Source organism: Corynebacterium sp. 335C (assembly GCF_053525695.1).
Map to the genome: position 1 here is coordinate 1453263 of NZ_JASTTB010000001.1, position 15453 is coordinate 1468715.

At 74.2% G+C, this 15453-nt stretch carries 11 protein-coding genes; 7 read left to right on the forward strand and 4 right to left on the reverse strand.

What is annotated here, in order from left to right; all coding sequences use genetic code 11:
* Nucleotides 1-38 precede the first annotated feature (38 nt).
* Nucleotides 39-1124 carry a glycosyltransferase gene (locus tag QQS41_RS06355; RefSeq protein ID WP_448851795.1) on the forward strand — a complete coding sequence of 362 codons (1086 nt, stop codon included), beginning with the start codon at nucleotides 39-41 and terminating at the stop codon, nucleotides 1122-1124.
* 101 nt (nucleotides 1125-1225) lie between these two features.
* Here the strand turns inward: QQS41_RS06355 and QQS41_RS06360 are convergent, their stop codons facing one another.
* From QQS41_RS06360 to QQS41_RS06375, 4 genes are all read right to left on the reverse strand, one after another.
* Entirely contained in the window at nucleotides 1226-3070 is a 1845-nt protein-coding gene (locus tag QQS41_RS06360; RefSeq protein WP_448851796.1) for a glycosyltransferase, read from the reverse strand.
* Between the two features lie 172 nt (nucleotides 3071-3242).
* Nucleotides 3243-3773 (reverse strand): GtrA family protein, encoded by a 531-nt coding sequence (locus QQS41_RS06365; protein WP_448851797.1) that lies wholly within the window; start codon nucleotides 3771-3773, stop codon nucleotides 3243-3245.
* 99 nt (nucleotides 3774-3872) lie between these two features.
* The gene (locus QQS41_RS06370; RefSeq protein ID WP_448851798.1) at nucleotides 3873-4892 is read right to left on the reverse strand and encodes a hypothetical protein; all 1020 of its coding nucleotides are present in this window, start codon (nucleotides 4890-4892) and stop codon (nucleotides 3873-3875) included.
* 52 nt (nucleotides 4893-4944) lie between these two features.
* The gene (locus QQS41_RS06375) at nucleotides 4945-5703 is read right to left on the reverse strand and encodes a hypothetical protein (protein ID WP_448851799.1); all 759 of its coding nucleotides are present in this window, start codon (nucleotides 5701-5703) and stop codon (nucleotides 4945-4947) included.
* A 24-nt stretch (nucleotides 5704-5727) separates the two neighbouring features.
* On the opposite strand from QQS41_RS06375, the gene QQS41_RS06380 reads away from it, so the two are divergent.
* The 6 genes from QQS41_RS06380 (at nucleotide 5728) to QQS41_RS06405 (ending at nucleotide 15281) form a co-directional block, all read left to right on the forward strand.
* Nucleotides 5728-5961, forward strand: a complete 234-nt coding sequence (locus tag QQS41_RS06380; RefSeq protein ID WP_448851800.1) for a hypothetical protein — start codon at nucleotides 5728-5730, stop codon at nucleotides 5959-5961.
* A gap of 125 nt (nucleotides 5962-6086) precedes the next feature.
* A complete protein-coding gene (locus tag QQS41_RS06385; protein WP_448851801.1) occupies nucleotides 6087-7556 on the forward strand; it encodes an FAD-binding protein in 1470 nt (489 codons plus the stop codon).
* A gap of 41 nt (nucleotides 7557-7597) precedes the next feature.
* A complete protein-coding gene (locus QQS41_RS06390) occupies nucleotides 7598-8359 on the forward strand; it encodes a decaprenylphospho-beta-D-erythro-pentofuranosid-2-ulose 2-reductase (protein ID WP_448851802.1) in 762 nt (253 codons plus the stop codon).
* 119 nt (nucleotides 8360-8478) lie between these two features.
* On the forward strand, nucleotides 8479-10434 hold the full coding sequence (locus QQS41_RS06395; protein WP_448851803.1) for a galactan 5-O-arabinofuranosyltransferase: 1956 nt from the start codon (nucleotides 8479-8481) through the stop codon (nucleotides 10432-10434).
* A gap of 27 nt (nucleotides 10435-10461) precedes the next feature.
* The gene (locus QQS41_RS06400; protein WP_448851804.1) at nucleotides 10462-14061 is read left to right on the forward strand and encodes an arabinosyltransferase domain-containing protein; all 3600 of its coding nucleotides are present in this window, start codon (nucleotides 10462-10464) and stop codon (nucleotides 14059-14061) included.
* Nucleotides 14062-14180: 119 nt separating this feature from the next.
* On the forward strand, nucleotides 14181-15281 hold the full coding sequence (locus QQS41_RS06405; protein ID WP_448851805.1) for a TIGR00730 family Rossman fold protein: 1101 nt from the start codon (nucleotides 14181-14183) through the stop codon (nucleotides 15279-15281).
* Nucleotides 15282-15453: the final 172 nt, after the last annotated feature.

Below are 15453 nucleotides of genomic sequence, written 5' to 3' on the forward strand. Positions count from 1 at the left end.
GCCCGGAGGCGCCCCCGCCGTGTGGGAACATGGGCCCCATGACGGACACCCCCGACACCACCGGAACGTCCGCCGCCGACGGGGACGTCGCGGCGGTCGTCGTCACGCACGACCGGATCGGCCCGCTGGCGGAGTCGCTGCGGATCGTGGCGGGCCAGACGCGGGCGCCGCGCTGGCTCATCGTCGTCGACAACGGCGACGACCACCGCGTGAAGGCGCTGCTGGAGGGCACCTGCTCGGAGCACCCGGGCGTGGAGCCGGTGTACGTCGGCTCGAAGACCAACCTGGGCGGGGCGGGCGGCTTCGCGCTGGGCATGCTGACCGCCCTGTCGCTCGGCGCGGACTGGGTGTGGTGCGCCGACGACGACGGCCGCCCCGACGGCCCCCGCGTCCTGTGCGAGCTCATGGCCTGCGCGGACCGCCACGGCCTGGAGGCCGTCTCCCCCGTCGTCTGCGACATCGACGACGCCTCGATGCTCGCGTTCCCCCTGCGCCGCGGCCTGGGCTGGCGCCGCGAGCGCGCCGAGCTGCACCCCGACGGCAACCCGCGCCCGCCGGTGGCGGAGGACGCCGACGGGTACCGCTGGTTCGTGAACTTCGCCGACCACCGCGCCGCGACGGGCCGGGACCTGCCGGAGGGCGTCGAGCTCGTCGACCCGGAGCACGACCTACTGCCCGGAATCGCCAGCCTGTTCAACGGCGCGCTGCTGTCGGCGCGGACGCTGCAGCACGTCGGCGTGCCGGACTACCGCCTGTTCATCCGGGGCGACGAGGTGGAGTTCCACCGCCGCCTCGTCCGCTCGGGGCTGCCGTTCGGCACGTGCCTGACCGCCGCGTACCTGCACCCCAACGGGCGCGACGAGTTCCGCCCGATCCTCGGCGGCGCGATGCACGCCCAGTACCCGGACAACGAGTTCAAGCGGTACTTCACGTACCGCAACCGCGGCTACCTCATGAACCAGCCGGGCATGCGCCGGCTGCTGCCCCAGGAGTACGCCCGCTTCGCGTGGTACTTCCTGGTCCAGAACCGCGACGTCCCCGGCTTCGTGCGCTGGGCGGCGCTGCAGCGGCGCGGCCGGAAGGAGCGCTTCGCGCCCTTCGTCCCCCAGCGCAAGCGCGGGTAGGGGGCCCGGGCGGGGAGCGTCGTCACGCATCGCGCGGGGCACGCCCCCGCGCGTGACGACGCACACCGCCCCGGCCCCGCGCCCGCGGCGGGCGGCGGGGGCTACCCGGCGAAGTGGCGCTCCCAGTTCGCCGGCGCCGACAGGCCCGGCGCGGCCGCCGACCAGCGGCGGCAGTGGTCGTCCCACTCCTTCGCCACGCGGCGCAGCAGGCCGGCGAGCTGGTCGCGCAGGGCGAGCTCGCGGTCCCGGTCGCGCGTCAGGTGGCGGACGCCGGACTGGGAGCCGTCGGTGACCCACACGTCGTCGAAGGCGGAGATGTGCCACCAGAAGGCGTCCTCGTAGGAGATCGCCACGGGGCCCGGCCGCGCCTTGCCCAGCTGCGTGTACGCGGCGCGCTTGGCCAGCACCTTGTCGACGGAGGCGATCTCGCGCGTCGGCGGGCGCACCGGCCGCAGCTCGCCCGGCATCTCCGACAGCGGCAGGAGGCGGGTCTCCGGGTGGGCGGCGCGCAGCGCGGCGGCGCGGCCGAAGTCGCCGGCCGACGCGTCGTCCAGCACCTCCGGGCCCGACAGGGCGTCGCGGACGGCCTCCAGCTGGATGGCCGCGAGGCCGTAGCGCATGGACACGATGTTGGAGCCGATCATGCGGCCGACCGTCGCCGCCATCTGCCGGCCCGTCTGGCCGCCGTGGATGCCGTTGGCGATGAGCCCGTTGCGCAGGCTGAAGTAGCCGGCCGGGGAGTCGACGTCCTTCCAGTAGAAGTCCGCGTGCCACACCGCCGCACCCGGCAGCGTCTCCGTCGGGTAGCCGGCGCGGCGGGCGCGGAAGCCGAAGTCGATGTCGTCGTACTGGAAGAACAGCGGCAGCGCGAGGCCGATGTCCTCCACCACCTCCGACGGCACGAGGCACGACCACCAGGCGTTGTAGTCGACGCCGAGGCGGCGCAGCTGCGGGTTCTCGCGGACGTCGACGTCGGACTCGCCGTACAAGGGGTCGTTGAGGTGGACCGTCAGGCTGGACCAGTCGTAGGTCTCGCCCGTGCGGAACAGGTGCGTCGGGTTGTAGAGGAACAGCATCTGCGCGCCGAACAGCATCGGCTTCGCGGTGCAGCAGGCGATGGCGGACAGACGCAGCGTCGTCTCCGGCTCCGGGCGGATGTCGTCGTCGGTGAGCAGCACCAGGCAGTCGCCGGCCGCCGTCGCGTCGCGCATGCCGCGGGAGAAGCCGCCCGCGCCGCCGAGGTTCGGCTGCGTGACGACGGTGAGCCGGTCGCCCAGCGCCTCCTTCGCGGCGGCGAAGTCCGCCTCGTCCTGCGGGTGCCGGTCGCCCTGGTCGACGACGCGGACGGCGCGGACGCGCTCCAGCGCGCCCGGGTCCGCCGCCAGCGTCGCGACGGTGTTCGCGCAGTCCGCCGGGCGGTTGTAGGTGCAGATGACGACGTCGGTCGGCAGGTCGCGGACGACGTGCTCGCCCTTGACGGTGAAGCGGACGTCGCGGACGCCGCCGGCGGCGTCGCCGGTGGAGACCCGCACGTGGATCGCGCCGCCGTCGGCGTACGTCGACAGCGGCACCTCGATGGCGATGTCCCGGGGGCCGCCGGCGTCCGCCGGGACCTCCGCGACGCCGGCGTGGCCGACGTGCGCGCCGATGTCCTCCGAGCACGCGACGACCCGCACGCCCGGGTCCGCCGTCGCCCGCAGCGTCACCGACGGCACGTCGGTCCAGCGCTGCCAGTGCGAGGCGCGGAAGCGCCCGAAGTAGGTGTCCGTGCGCACCACCGTGTGGGGACGCAGCGTCAGGCCCGTGCGGGACACCGCGTCGACGGCGCCGTCGTGGCCGCCGGTGCCGTGCACCGTGAAGTACAGCTCGGGGTCCACCCAGCCGGCCGGCGGCGCGAAGAGGACGCGGTGGGCGACGATGTCAGGGGCAGCGTGGGTCGTGGTCACGGCCCCCAGGGTAGACCCGGACCCGGCCCGGATCGCGGAGGCCGCCGGGCCCGTCGGGCGGGCGCGCGGCGGCGGAGGGGCGCGGTGCGGCGGCCGCGGCGGGGCGCGGCGGGCGGTCCCGCGCCCGCGGCCCGGCCCGGGGGCGAGGGCGGGGTGCGGCGGCCGGCGCGGGTCAGCGCACGCGGAAGATGACGGTGCGTTGCACGACGAAGTTGATGGCCGTGGCGACGCCCTGCGCGACGACGAACGCCGCCGTCTGCGCGATCTCGAAGTTCCAGCCCAGCGTGCCGTCCAGCCACGGCACCATCACGCGGAAGATGCCCAGCTGCGTCGCGAAGGTGATGACGTACAGCACCGCCACCGCGGCGGCGCGGCGCCAGGAGTGGCCGCCGTCGAACGTCCACCGGCTGTTGATGACGTAGGCCGTCAGCGTGCCCAGCACCCAGCCCGCCGTCTTGCCCAGCGCGATCGGCGTGCCGAGGAGGCTGTTGCAGATGAGCGTCGTGCCCAGGTCCACCACCGCCGAGATGACGCCCGAGATGATGAACCGGATGAGCTGCACCCGCAGGCCCAGGTCGGATTCCGCGCGCTCCGCCAGCGGGGCCTCCGCCGGCGCGTGGGTCAGCGCCTCCACGTCGCGGTCGGCCGCCGGGTCGCGGTCGGCCCACCGGGCGCGATCGTCGTCGTGATGGGGTTCGTGCACGGGCCGCATCCTACCCCGGGGACCGGGCGCGACGGCGCGGCGCCGCCGGGGCCGGCGCAGCATCCGGCCGGCCGCGCGGCATCGCCGGTGCCGCCGCGGTCAGCGGCGCAGCGCCTCGCGCAGCAGATCCAGCCGCGTCACCGGCGCCACCCGGTCCGACCCCGTGATGCCCGCGGCGCGCAGCGCCGTCCACGTCGCCGGGCACAGCTCCTCCACGTCCTCCCCCGACAGCGGCAGGCCGTCGCGGCGCCGCCACCCCAGGCGGTCCATCGTGTGGGAGGCGATGTCGCGCCGCACGTCATCGTCCGCCAGCGCCGACAGGCACAGCAGCTGCAGCAGCCCCGCGTCGTGCCCGGCCGGGTCGGACTCCGGGTCCTCCGCAGGCAGCGCCCGCATCGTCCGCGCCGCCGCCGGCGCCAGATCCGACTCCCGCCGCAGGTCCAGGGCCTGCAGCAGCGGCACGAACTCGTGGGCGCCCGCCCGCTCGATGAGGTCCACCAGGTCCCGCCGCGCGGTGCCCAGCGTCCGGGCGATGGACTCCGAACCCGTCAGATCCCTGTTGATGGCGGCGATGTCGACCTCCGCCGACGACCGCATCACCATGCCCCGCGACGCCCGCCGCACGGACGGCGCGTCCGGCCCGGCCGGGCTGATGGCCGTCCCCGGCCCCGGCTCCGCCTCCCCCGCGTCCGGGCCCAGCGCGTCGGCGCCGTCGATGGTCCCCGACGCCGCGATGCACAGCACGTCCGGCGTCGCGTCGTCGCGCAGGAACGCCTCCCGCACCCGCAGCCGGTGCGTCCACAGCCCCCAGTGCCAGGTCAGCACGTCCCCCGGCTCCACCAGCACCTCGCCGATGAGCCAGTCCGGCGGCACCTCCGGCGCCGGATCCGCGCCCGGCGCTCCGAGGGTGAACCGCGACGGCGGCTCGTCGTCCGGCCAGCCGAACATGCGCCGCAGCGCCGCCCCCAGCCGCCGCACCGGCAGCCGGTCGTTGATGCCGAAGGTGCGGACGACGGTTTCGGGCTCGCCGAGGAGCGTCGCCCCGATGACCAGAGTCGCGGGTTCCTGGGCGACGCGCACGCCCGGGAAGGCGATGACGTTGTCCGAATCCGTCGGCATGGGGCCGATCCTATGTGCGTTCGCGCATCCGCGTCGGCGGGCGCGGGCCGTGCTAGCCCTCCCGCGGCGCCATGACCAGCGGCATCGGCCGGGCGGGCGCCTTCGGGCCGCCGCCGAGCCACTCGCGGCGGCGGCGCTGGGAGTCGATCTCCTCCCACGTCTCCAGCAGCTCCTCCAGGCCGCGCGCCCAGCCCAGGGCCCGCTCCGCCGCGGGCAGGCCCGCGTAGCCGACCTCCACCGGGCCCGGGTCCGCGACCGCCGGGAGGCGCGGGGCCGTCAGCTTGCCCAGGCCCTCCGCCTCGCGGCGCGCCTTCTCCGCCGACGCCGCCTTCCGGATGAGCGACGCGAAGCCGCGCACGCCCTCCGCCGTCGCCGCCGGGTCGACCACCGGACGGGCGGCGAGCTCCGCCGCCACGTCGTCCGGCAGCTCCCCCAGCGCGGCCGGGCCCTTCGCCGGATCGTCGGCGGCGACGAGGATCGCGCAGCCGGACAGGAGGTTGCGCAGCGTCGCCGCGGCGTCCTCCGGGGCCGGGGCCTCCGGGGCGTCGCCGACGGCCTCATCCGCGTCACCGGAATCGGCGCCGGCATCGCCGGCATCCGCGTCCGCGTCGCCGTCGACCGGCACCCGCCACGCGCCCGACAGGCGGCCGCCCGACTCCGCCGGATCCAGCTGGACGTGCCAGACGACGACGGCGCCGTCCGCCGCGTCGACCACCGCGACCGTCTCCGGCGCGCCCTCCAGCAGCGCCTCCAGCTCGCGCGCGACGTCCACCGGCGCCGACCCGTCCTGCTTCCCCTGTCCGGAACCCATGCGGCACAGGATAGTCTCGCGATCATGTTCGGATTCCTGAGGAAGAAGACCCCGGCGAAGGACCAGCCCCACATGGCCGGCGAGTACGCCACCGTCCCCATGAACAACGCCATGGTCATGCTGTTCGCCGAGGAGCTGCCCATGCTCGACTCCACGTCGCGGCGGCGCGTCAACGCCCTCCTCAAGGAGTACGACGGCCCCGTCATCGAATCCGTCGAGGACCTCCCCTCCGAAATCCGGGAGCTCATGGACCTCTGACGGCGGCCACCGCGCCGCGGCGGTGACCGTCGTCACGCGAACCCCCGGCGACCCGCGCGAACCACCCTCCCGCACCCGCGCGCCGGAGCCTCCCCCCGCCGGGCCCGCGGGTACCCTTGCCCCTGATGTCGAACAACACCACGGGCACGACCAGCACCGGCGCTTCGAACGGTGCCCACGGGGCCCTGAACACAGAAGCCAGGACTCTCACCGGCTGGGGGCGCACCGCGCCGTCGCCCGCCGAGGTCCTGTCCACCGCCGACGTCTCCGAGATCCAGGCGGCCGTCGCCGCCGTCGCCGAGCGCAACGACGGCAAGCCCCGCCACCTGCGCCGCGGCGTCATCGCCCGCGGCATGGGCCGCTCCTACGGCGACCCCGCCCAGAACTCGGGCGGCCTCGTCGTCGACATGCAGCCGCTCAACCACATCCACAGCATCGACACCGCCACCGCGATCGTCGACGTGGACGCCGGCGTCACCCTCGACCAGCTCATGAAGGCCGCCCTGCCGTACGGCCTCTGGGTCCCCGTCCTCCCCGGCACCCGCCAGGTCACCATCGGCGGCGCCATCGGACCGGACATCCACGGCAAGAACCACCACTCCGCCGGCTCCTTCGGCGACCACGTCGTCTCCATGGAGCTCCTCGTCGCCGACGGCCGCGTCCTGCACCTCGAGCCCGAGGGCAGCGAGGACGATCCGAAGGGCGAGCTGTTCTGGGCCACCGTCGGCGGCATGGGCCTCACCGGCATCATCCTGCGCGCCCGCATCCGCATGACGCGCACCGAGACGGCCTACTTCATCTCCGACACCGTCCGCACCGACACGCTCGACGAGACGATCGCCGCCCACTCCGACGGCTCCGAGGCGAACTACACCTACTCCTCCGCCTGGTTCGACGCCATCAACCCGCCGCCGAAGCTCGGCCGCGCCACCATCTCCCGCGGCTCCCTGGCCACCCTGGCCCAGCTCGAGGAGCTCGCGCCCAAGCTGGCGAAGAACCCCCTGAAGTTCAACGCCCCCCAGCTCATGACCGTCCCCGACGTCTTCCCGTCCTGGACCCTCAACAAGCTGACCCTCAACATGGTCGGCGAGCTGTACTACGCCATGGGCGCCCCCGCGGAGAACAAGGTCAAGAACCTCACGCAGTTCTACCAGCCGCTCGATCTCATCGGGGAGTGGAACCGCGGCTACGGCTCCAAGGGCTTCCTGCAGTACCAGTTCGTCGTCCCGCCGGAGGCCGTCGAGCCGTTCAAGGACATCATCCGGGACATCCAGAAGTCCGGGCACTACTCCGCGCTGAACGTCTTCAAGCTGTTCGGCCCCGGCAACCGCGCCCCGCTGTCCTACCCGATGCCCGGCTGGAACGTCTGCGTCGACTTCCCCATCCGCCCCGGCCTCGGCGCCTTCCTCGACGACCTGGACCGCCGCGTCCACGAGTTCGGCGGCCGCCTATACCTGGCCAAGGAGTCCCGCACCTCCGCGGAGATGTTCCACGCCATGTACCCGGAGATGGAGGGCTGGCTGAAGACCCGCAACGGGATCGACCCGACCGGCGTCTTCGAGTCCGACATGAGCCGCCGCCTCGAACTGCGCTAGCCCGCGCGCCACCGCAGGAAGAACCAACAAGGAGAAACCGCATGATCAACGCAGTGGGCAAGCCCCAGTCCATCCTGGTGCTCGGCGGCACCAGCGAAATCGGCCTCGCCATCACCGCCGAGTTCCTCACCCGCGGCCCCGCCCGCGTCATCCTCGCCGCCCTGGCCGACGACCCGGGCCGCGACGCCGCCGCCGAGCAGATGCGCGCCGCCGGCGCCTCCGCCGTCGAGTTCGTCGACTTCGACGCCACCGACTTCGGGTCCCACCCGGAGGTCGTCGAGAAGGCGTTCTCCTTCGGCGACGTCGACGTCTGCATCGTCGCGTTCGGCATCCTGGGCGACCAGGAGGAGCTGTGGCAGGACCAGCGCAAGGCCGTCCTCGCCGCCAACATCAACTACACCGGCGCCGTCTCCATGGGCGTGCTCGTCGGGCAGAAGTTCCGGGAGCAGGGCCACGGCCAGTTCATCGCCATGAGCTCCGCCGCCGGCGTCCGCGTCCGCCGCTCCAACTTCGTCTACGGCTCCACCAAGGCGGGCCTCGACGGCTTCTACCTGTGCCTCGGCGAGGCGCTGGAGGAGTACGGCGTGAAGACGCTCGTCATCCGCCCCGGCCAGGTCCGCACCCGCATGTCCGCGGGCGTGAAGGAGGCCCCGCTGACCGTCGACAAGGAGGAGGTCGCGCGCCTCGCCGTCGACGCCGTCGACAAGGGGAAGGACCTCATCTGGGCGCCGCCGGCGTTCGGCGCCGTCATGGGCATCCTCACCCACATCCCGCGGCCCGTCTTCCGCAAGCTGCCGATCTAGCGCGGCACTCGGGCGGTGGGCCGCGTCCCGGCCGACCACCCGCCCGCTCCCGCCACGGTCCCCCGTCCCCCGCGCGCCCGCGCCGCGGGGGCCGGGGGCCGTCGCTTAGATTGGTGGGCATGAGCACCGCCGACGCGAAGCCCGCCCCGCACCCGACTCCGCTGACGGAGCCGCACGGCGAGATCTTCGCCGACGACCAGCTGTCGACCCGCGCGGCGATCGTCTCCGTCGCCGCGGCCGCCGCCGGCGGCGCGCTGGCGATGCTGGTCGCGTGGTTCGTGCTGAAGCGCACCTCGCTGCCCGCGTTCGGCGGCTCGAACGTGTCGCGGGCCGTCGCGTCGGCCGTCATCGTGGCGCTGCTGGCCGCGGTCGTCGCGGCGATGGCGTGGTGGGCGAACCGCGGCCCCGGCAACCGGCCGCGCTGGGCGGAGGCCCTGGCCACCGTCCTGGCGTACCTGTCGCCGGCGGGCCTGGTGGCGGGGGCGCTGGCGGTGCCGCTGTCGTCGACGCGCCTGTACCTGGACGGCATCAGCGTCGACCAGGAGTTCCGCACGGAGTACCTGACGCGCATGGCGTCGGAGTTCGGCCTGCACGACATGTCGTACATCGACGTGCCGCCGTTCTACCCCGCCGGCTGGTTCTTCCTCGGCGGCCGCCTGGCCAACGTGCTGGGCATGCCGGGCTGGGAGGTGTTCCAGCCGTGGGGCCTCATGACGCTCGCCGCCGCGGGCTGCGCGCTGGTCCCGGTGTGGCGCCGCCTGTGCGGGTCGCTGGTGGTCGCCGCCGCCATCGGCTTGACGACGACCGCCGTGGCGCTGTCCACGACCGCGGAGGAGCCGTACGCGGCCGCCGTCGCGATGGGCCTGCCGGCGCTGGCCGTCATGGCGCGCCGCGCGCTCGCCGGGGCGTGGTCCGCGATGGCGGGCGTCATCGTGTTCCTCGGCGTCTCCGCCACCTGGTACACGCTGCACACCGCGGTCGGCGCCGCCATCGTCGCGGTGCTCGCCGTCGTCGTCGCGGCGGTGGCGCGGACCTGGCTGCCGCTGCTGCGCCTGGCCGTCATGGGCGCGGGCTCCGGCCTCATCGCCCTGACGACGTGGGGCCCGTACCTGTGGGCCCGCGTCACCGGCGCCGCCGCCTCCGGCGCGACGGCCACGCACTACCTCCCGGAGAACGGGGCGCGGCTGCCGCTGCCGATGCTGTCGTTCTCCGTCATCGGCGTGGTGTGCCTCGCCGGCGTCGCCTGGCTCGTCGTCCGCGCCCTCGACCCCGACGCGCGGGCGCTGGGCATCGGCGTGCTGACCATGTACGGCTGGGCCGTCGCCTCCATGGCGGCGACGCTGCTGGGCGGCACCCTGCTGGGCTTCCGCCTCGACGCGCCGGTGGCCATCATGCTGGCCACCGCGGGCGTGCTGGCCATCGCCGACGTGCGGCTGACCGGGGTGGAGCGGCTGTGGCCGCAGTTCGCCCCCGCCGACGTCGCCCGCCGCGTCAGCGCCGTCGCCGCGGCGTTCGTCCTCGTCGCCGGCGTCGCCTACGCCCAGGCCATCCCGTCGCGCCTGCACGGGCCCATCGACCTGGCGCACACGGACACCGACGGCTACGGCGAGCGCGCCGACCGCTTCGCCCCCGACGCCGGCGTGCACTACGCGGAGATCGACCGCGTGCTGCGGGAGAAGGGGCTGGAGCCCTCCGAATCGGTGGTCCTCACCGACGAGCGGAACTTCCAGGCCTACTGGCCCTGGTACTCCTTCCAGGCGCTGACCAGCCACTACGCGAACCCGCTGGGCGAGTTCGACCGCCGCAACGCCGCCATCGCGGAGTGGGCGGCGCTGCGCGACCCGGCGGCGTTCGACGCCGCGATCGACGCCTCCCCGTGGCGCGGGCCCGACGCGATGATCCTGCGCGGGGACCTCTCCGACCCGGAGCAGCCGCTGATGCTGGACCTGGCGGACGACATCTACCCGAACGACCCCAACGTCCTGTTCCGCGGAATCGCCTTCGACCCCGCCGTGTTCGCGGAGGGCTGGGAGGGCGTCCAGGTCGGCCCGTTCGCCGTCCTGGTCCGGCGATAGTTTTCCCGTGCCGTAGAATCGTCTGGCGTGACAGACGAACGACAGGCACCCGACGACCATCCCGACGACGGTGCACGCCGGCCGCGGCGGCGGTCCTCCGCCCGCCCCGGAGACCCCGGCGCGCGGACCGGCGGCCGGCCCGGCGGCGTTCCCGGGGGACGGCACCGCGCCGCCCCGGGCGACCCGGAGACCGTCGACACCGACGTGCGGGAGGAGGACGGCACCCTCACGGTGACCGAGAGCGTCATCCGCCCGGAGGACGCGATCGAGGCCGGCGCCGTCGAGACCGACCGCGTGGCGCGGCCCGCCCTGGACGGCCCGAAGCCGTCGAAGGCGGTGACGTGGACCGCGATCGTCGGCGGCGTCCTGGGCTTCCTGCTGTTCGTCCTGACGCCGTTCATGCCGGTCGACCAGTCGCAGACGTCGCTGTCGTGGCCGCAGCGCGGCTCCATGAACTCCGTCGACGCCCCGCTGGTGGCGTACGCGCCGACGGAGCTGGAGATCGACGTCCCGATCTCCCTGTCGGAGCAGCTGCCGGAGGGCAAGGGCGTTCTCGTCGGCACGATGCCGCCGTCGGCGGAGAACGCCACCTCCAACGGCCTGCAGGTTCTCACCCGCGACACCGGCCTGTCCGTCATCAGCAGCGACCGCGTCCTGCTGTCGCTGAGCGCCGAGGAGCTGGAGGCCAACCGCGGCGGCATGGTGATCATCCGCTCCGACGCCGACACCACGACCGTGGAGGTGCCGGGCGCCGTCGACTCCGAGGGCAAGCCCATCCGCACCGTCGTCGACTACGACGCCCGCCCGCAGGTCACCGGCGTGTACACCGACCTGCCGTCGGGCTCCGACGCCGCGGCCGCGCAGGCCGCCGGCCTCGACGTCCAGATGCAGATCGACTCGCGCTACACCTCCTCGCCGACCACGGTGAAGATGCTGGTGATGGGCGCGGGCGTCGTGCTGATGGTCGCGTCCCTGTGGGCCCTGTCGCGCATCGACCGGGTCGACGGCTCCCACCGCCTGCGGTGGATGCGCCGCGGCTGGTGGAAGCCGACCGCCCTCGACGGCGTCGTCGCGCTCGTCCTCGTGTACTGGCACTTCTTCGGCGCCAACACCTCCGACGACGGCTACATCCTGACCATGGCGCGCGCCGCGGACCACGCGGGCTACATGGCGAACTACTACCGCTGGTTCGGCGTGCCCGAGTCGCCGTTCGGCTGGCCGTACTACGACCTGCTGGCGCTGATGACGCACGTGTCGTCGACGTCGGTGTGGGTGCGCCTGCCCGCGACGATCGCGGCGCTGGCCGCCTGGTTCGTCATCTCCCGCCTGGTCATCCCGCGCCTGGGCAAGGGCATCGCGGGCCGCCGCGTGGCCTACTGGTCCGCCGCCGGCGTCCTGCTGGCCTTCTGGCTGCCGTACAACAACGGCCTGCGCCCGGAGCCGGCCATCGCCCTGGGCGCCCTGCTGACGTGGGTGTTCATCGAGCGCGCCATCTACACGCGCCGCCTGCTGCCCGCCGCCATCGGCGTCATCATCGCGACGCTGTCGCTGGGCTCCGGCCCGACGGGCCTCATGGCCGTCGCCGCGCTGCTGGCGGGCCTGCCGGCCCTCATCCGCATCGTCGTCCAGCGCCACCGCGCGCTCGGCGGCGGCTGGGCGGCGCCGGTCATGCAGATCGCCCCGTTCCTGGCGGCCGGCACGATGATCCTCATCGGCGTGTTCGGCAACCAGACGCTGGCGTCGGTGCTGGAGGCGGTCCGCGTCCGCGGCGTCATCGGCCCGAACAACGGCTGGTACCAGGAGCCGATCCGCTGGTACTTCCTGATGATCCAGACGGTCGACGGCTCCATCACCCGCCGCTTCGCCGTCGTCATGGCGCTCGTCGCGCTGGGCATCACCATCGCCGCGCTGCTGCGCCACCGCACGGTGCCGGGCGCCCTGGCGGCCCCGGCGACGCGCCTGGTCTTCATCTTCCTGGGCACGATGTTCTTCATGACGTTCACGCCGACGAAGTGGACCCACCACTTCGGCGTGTACGCCGGCATCGCCGCGGCGCTGGCCGCCCTGGCGGCCATGGCGGTCAGCCACTGGGCCGTCGGCTCCCGCCGCAACCAGGTGCTGTTCGCGGGCACGATGATCTTCCTGCTCAGCTACTGCCTGATGACCATCAACGGCTGGTGGTACGTGTCGGCCTACGGCGTGCCGTGGTTCGACAAGACCCCGCAGTTCCGCGGCTTCGAGTTCGGCAACCTGGTGCTGTTCATCGCCCTGGCCGTGCTGGGCCTCGGCGCGGTGCTGACGTTCGTCGACGAGTACCGCCGGAAGCGCCGCCCGTCGACGCTGGCGCGCCGCCTGCGCGTCGGCTCCATCGCGGCGTCGCCGTTCGCGGTGGCGACGTTCCTCATCGTCGCGTTCTCCATGGCCAGCCTGGGCAAGGCCGTCGTCGACCAGGCGCCGGCGTACTCCGTCGGCATGGGCAACATCCGCTCCCTGAAGGGCGAGACCTGCCAGCTGGCGCAGGACGTGCTGATGGAGAAGGACCCGAACGCCGGGTACCTGCGGCCGGAGGGCGGCGACCTGGGCCGCTCGCTCAACCCGCGCGACGAGGCGACGGGCTTCACCCCGGACGGCCTGCCGGAGTCGATGACCGCCGACCCGGTGTGGGCGGACGAGGGCGCCCCGGGCACCGACGAGGAGCAGATCGAGTCGAACCGCATGGTCTCCGACCAGAACGCGGGCACCGAGGGCGGCTTCGCGTCGGGCGAGAACGAGGAGCGGGCGCGCAACGAGAACGCCAACGGCTCCACCGCCCGCCTGCCGTTCGGCCTGGACCCGAAGAAGGTCCCGGTGCTGGGCTCCTGGCGCGAGGAGGCGCAGCAGCCGTCCAAGGTCGTCACCGACTGGTACGAGCTGCCGGCGGAGTCCGAGGACAAGCCGCTGCTGGTCATCACCGCCGCGGGCCGCATCGCCCACCACGACATCAACGGCGTGTTCCAGCCGGGCCAGGTGGTCATGCTGGAGTTCGGCCGCAACACCCCGGAGGGCTACCAGGTCATCGGCACCGCGGAGCCGTACGACGTCGGCCCGCAGCCGGTGTGGCGCAACCTGCGCTTCCCGATGGACCAGGTGCCGGACGAGGCGGAGACGGTCCGCATCGTCACGGAGGACAACAACCTGGCGGGCGACGAGTACGTCGTCATCACCCCGCCCCGCATCCCGGAGATGGCGACCCTCGCGGAGACCATCCCGGAGTCGGTGCCGACGCTGCTGGACTGGCCGGTCGGCCTGCAGTTCCCGTGCCAGCGCCCGTTCGACCACTGGGGCGGCGTCGCGGAGACGCCGGAGTACCGCATCATGGCGGATCACCCGCTGACGGTGCAGGGCCCGAACACGTGGCAGAACGACGTCGGCGGCGGCCCGCTGGGCTGGTCCGAGGCGATCACGCACGAGGTGCCGGTGCCCGCGTACCAGCGCTGGGACTGGAAGCGCGACTGGGGTTCGGTGAGCCGCCTGGTGCCGCGCGAGAACGAGGAGGGCGTCGCGCCGGATGACGCGGAGATCGTCGTCCGCACGGTCACCCGCTCCGGCTGGTGGAGCCCCGGCAAGATGATCGTCACCGAGCCGTAGCCCGCGGCGCGGCGCGACCGGCCCCCGCCGGCCGCCCGTAGCATGGGCCCCGGGCCCCGGACCTTCCACGAGGTCCGGGGCCCGTCGTCGTGTCAGCGACCGGGAGGAGAGCCGGGGCCATGTCCGATACCGAGCGGGATCCGTCGAGCGGGGCCGCGCCGATCGTCGTCGCCGCGTGCGTCGTCCGCCGCGCGGACGGCCGCGTGCTGGCGGTGCGCAAGCGGGGCACGGGGCGGTTCATGCTGCCGGGCGGCAAACCGGAGCCGGGCGAGCGGCCCCTGGCGACGGTGCTGCGCGAGGTGCGCGAGGAGCTGGGCCTGGAGCTGGCCCCGGGCGACGTCGCGGAGTGGGGGACGGTGTCCGATGCGGCGGCGAACGAGCCGGGCCGCCGGGTGACGGGCCACCACTTCCTCCTGAAAAAGATGCTTGACGACGGGACCGCCGCGGCGATCCGCCCGCATGCGGAGCTGGAGGAGCTGCGCTGGGTGGATCCGTGGGCGCCGACGGGACGGCTGGCGCCGATGCTGGAGAACCGGACGCTGGCGCGGCTGCGCCGGGAGGACCGGGAGCGCGCGGCGGCCGGCAACCCCTCCCCCGCGGCCTCCCCGGCCGCCTCCCCCGCCCGCGTCCTGCCCGGCCACGAGCCGCGGGCGATCCGCTCCGTCACCGTCTTCGCGGGTTCCGTCGAGGGCGCCGATCCGGCGTGGCGGGAGTGCGCGGAGGCGCTGGGCCGGGAGCTGGCGCGGGAGCGTGTGACGCTGGTCTACGGCGGCGCGTCGACGGGCCTGATGGGCGCGTCGGCGGATGCGGCGCTGGCCGCGGGCGGGGAGGTCGTCGGCGTGATGCCGGGCCTGCTCGTCGACAAGGAGATGGCGCATCCGGGGCTGACGCGCTTCGAGCGCGTGGACACGATGCCGCAGCGCAAGGACCGCATGTACGCGCTGGGCGACGCGTTCGTGGCGCTGCCGGGCGGCGGCGGGACGCTGGAGGAGTTCTTCGAGGTGTGGACGCGCCAGCACATCGGCATCCACCAGCAGCCGGTGGCGCTGGTGGGCCCGGCGGGCTTCTGGGATCCGCTGACGGCGCTGCTGCGGCGGCTGTCGGACGACGGGTTCATCCAGGCGCGCCACGTGGATTCGCTGGTGGTCGTGGAGGATCCGGCGGATCTGCTGCCGGCGCTGGCGGCGTGGCGGCCGCCGGGGTCGAAGTGGGCGCCGTGATCCGCGTGTTCGCGTGACGACGGGGCCCGGCCGCGGCTTCCCCGCCGCGGCCGGGCCCCGTCGTCGTCCCCGGTCCGCGCGCGGCGCGCGCGGGCGTCGTCCGGGGGCGGGCCCGTTCGCGCGCATGCGGCTTCCCCTCCGCATGCGCGGGCCCCGGCGGCGCGCCGGGGCC

Bases quoted from the DNA above. Each gene is read 5' to 3' on its own strand.
- QQS41_RS06355 (WP_448851795.1), top strand. From the start codon at position 39: ATGACGGACACCCCCGACACCACCGGAACGTCCGCCGCCGACGGGGAC.
- QQS41_RS06370 (WP_448851798.1), bottom strand. From the start codon at position 4,892: ATGCCGACGGATTCGGACAACGTCATCGCCTTCCCGGGCGTGCGCGTC.
- QQS41_RS06395 (WP_448851803.1), top strand. From the start codon at position 8,479: ATGAGCACCGCCGACGCGAAGCCCGCCCCGCACCCGACTCCGCTGACG.
- QQS41_RS06390 (WP_448851802.1), top strand. From the start codon at position 7,598: ATGATCAACGCAGTGGGCAAGCCCCAGTCCATCCTGGTGCTCGGCGGC.
- QQS41_RS06375 (WP_448851799.1), bottom strand. From the start codon at position 5,703: ATGGGTTCCGGACAGGGGAAGCAGGACGGGTCGGCGCCGGTGGACGTC.
- QQS41_RS06385 (WP_448851801.1), top strand. From the start codon at position 6,087: ATGTCGAACAACACCACGGGCACGACCAGCACCGGCGCTTCGAACGGT.
- QQS41_RS06380 (WP_448851800.1), top strand. From the start codon at position 5,728: ATGTTCGGATTCCTGAGGAAGAAGACCCCGGCGAAGGACCAGCCCCAC.
- QQS41_RS06405 (WP_448851805.1), top strand. From the start codon at position 14,181: ATGTCCGATACCGAGCGGGATCCGTCGAGCGGGGCCGCGCCGATCGTC.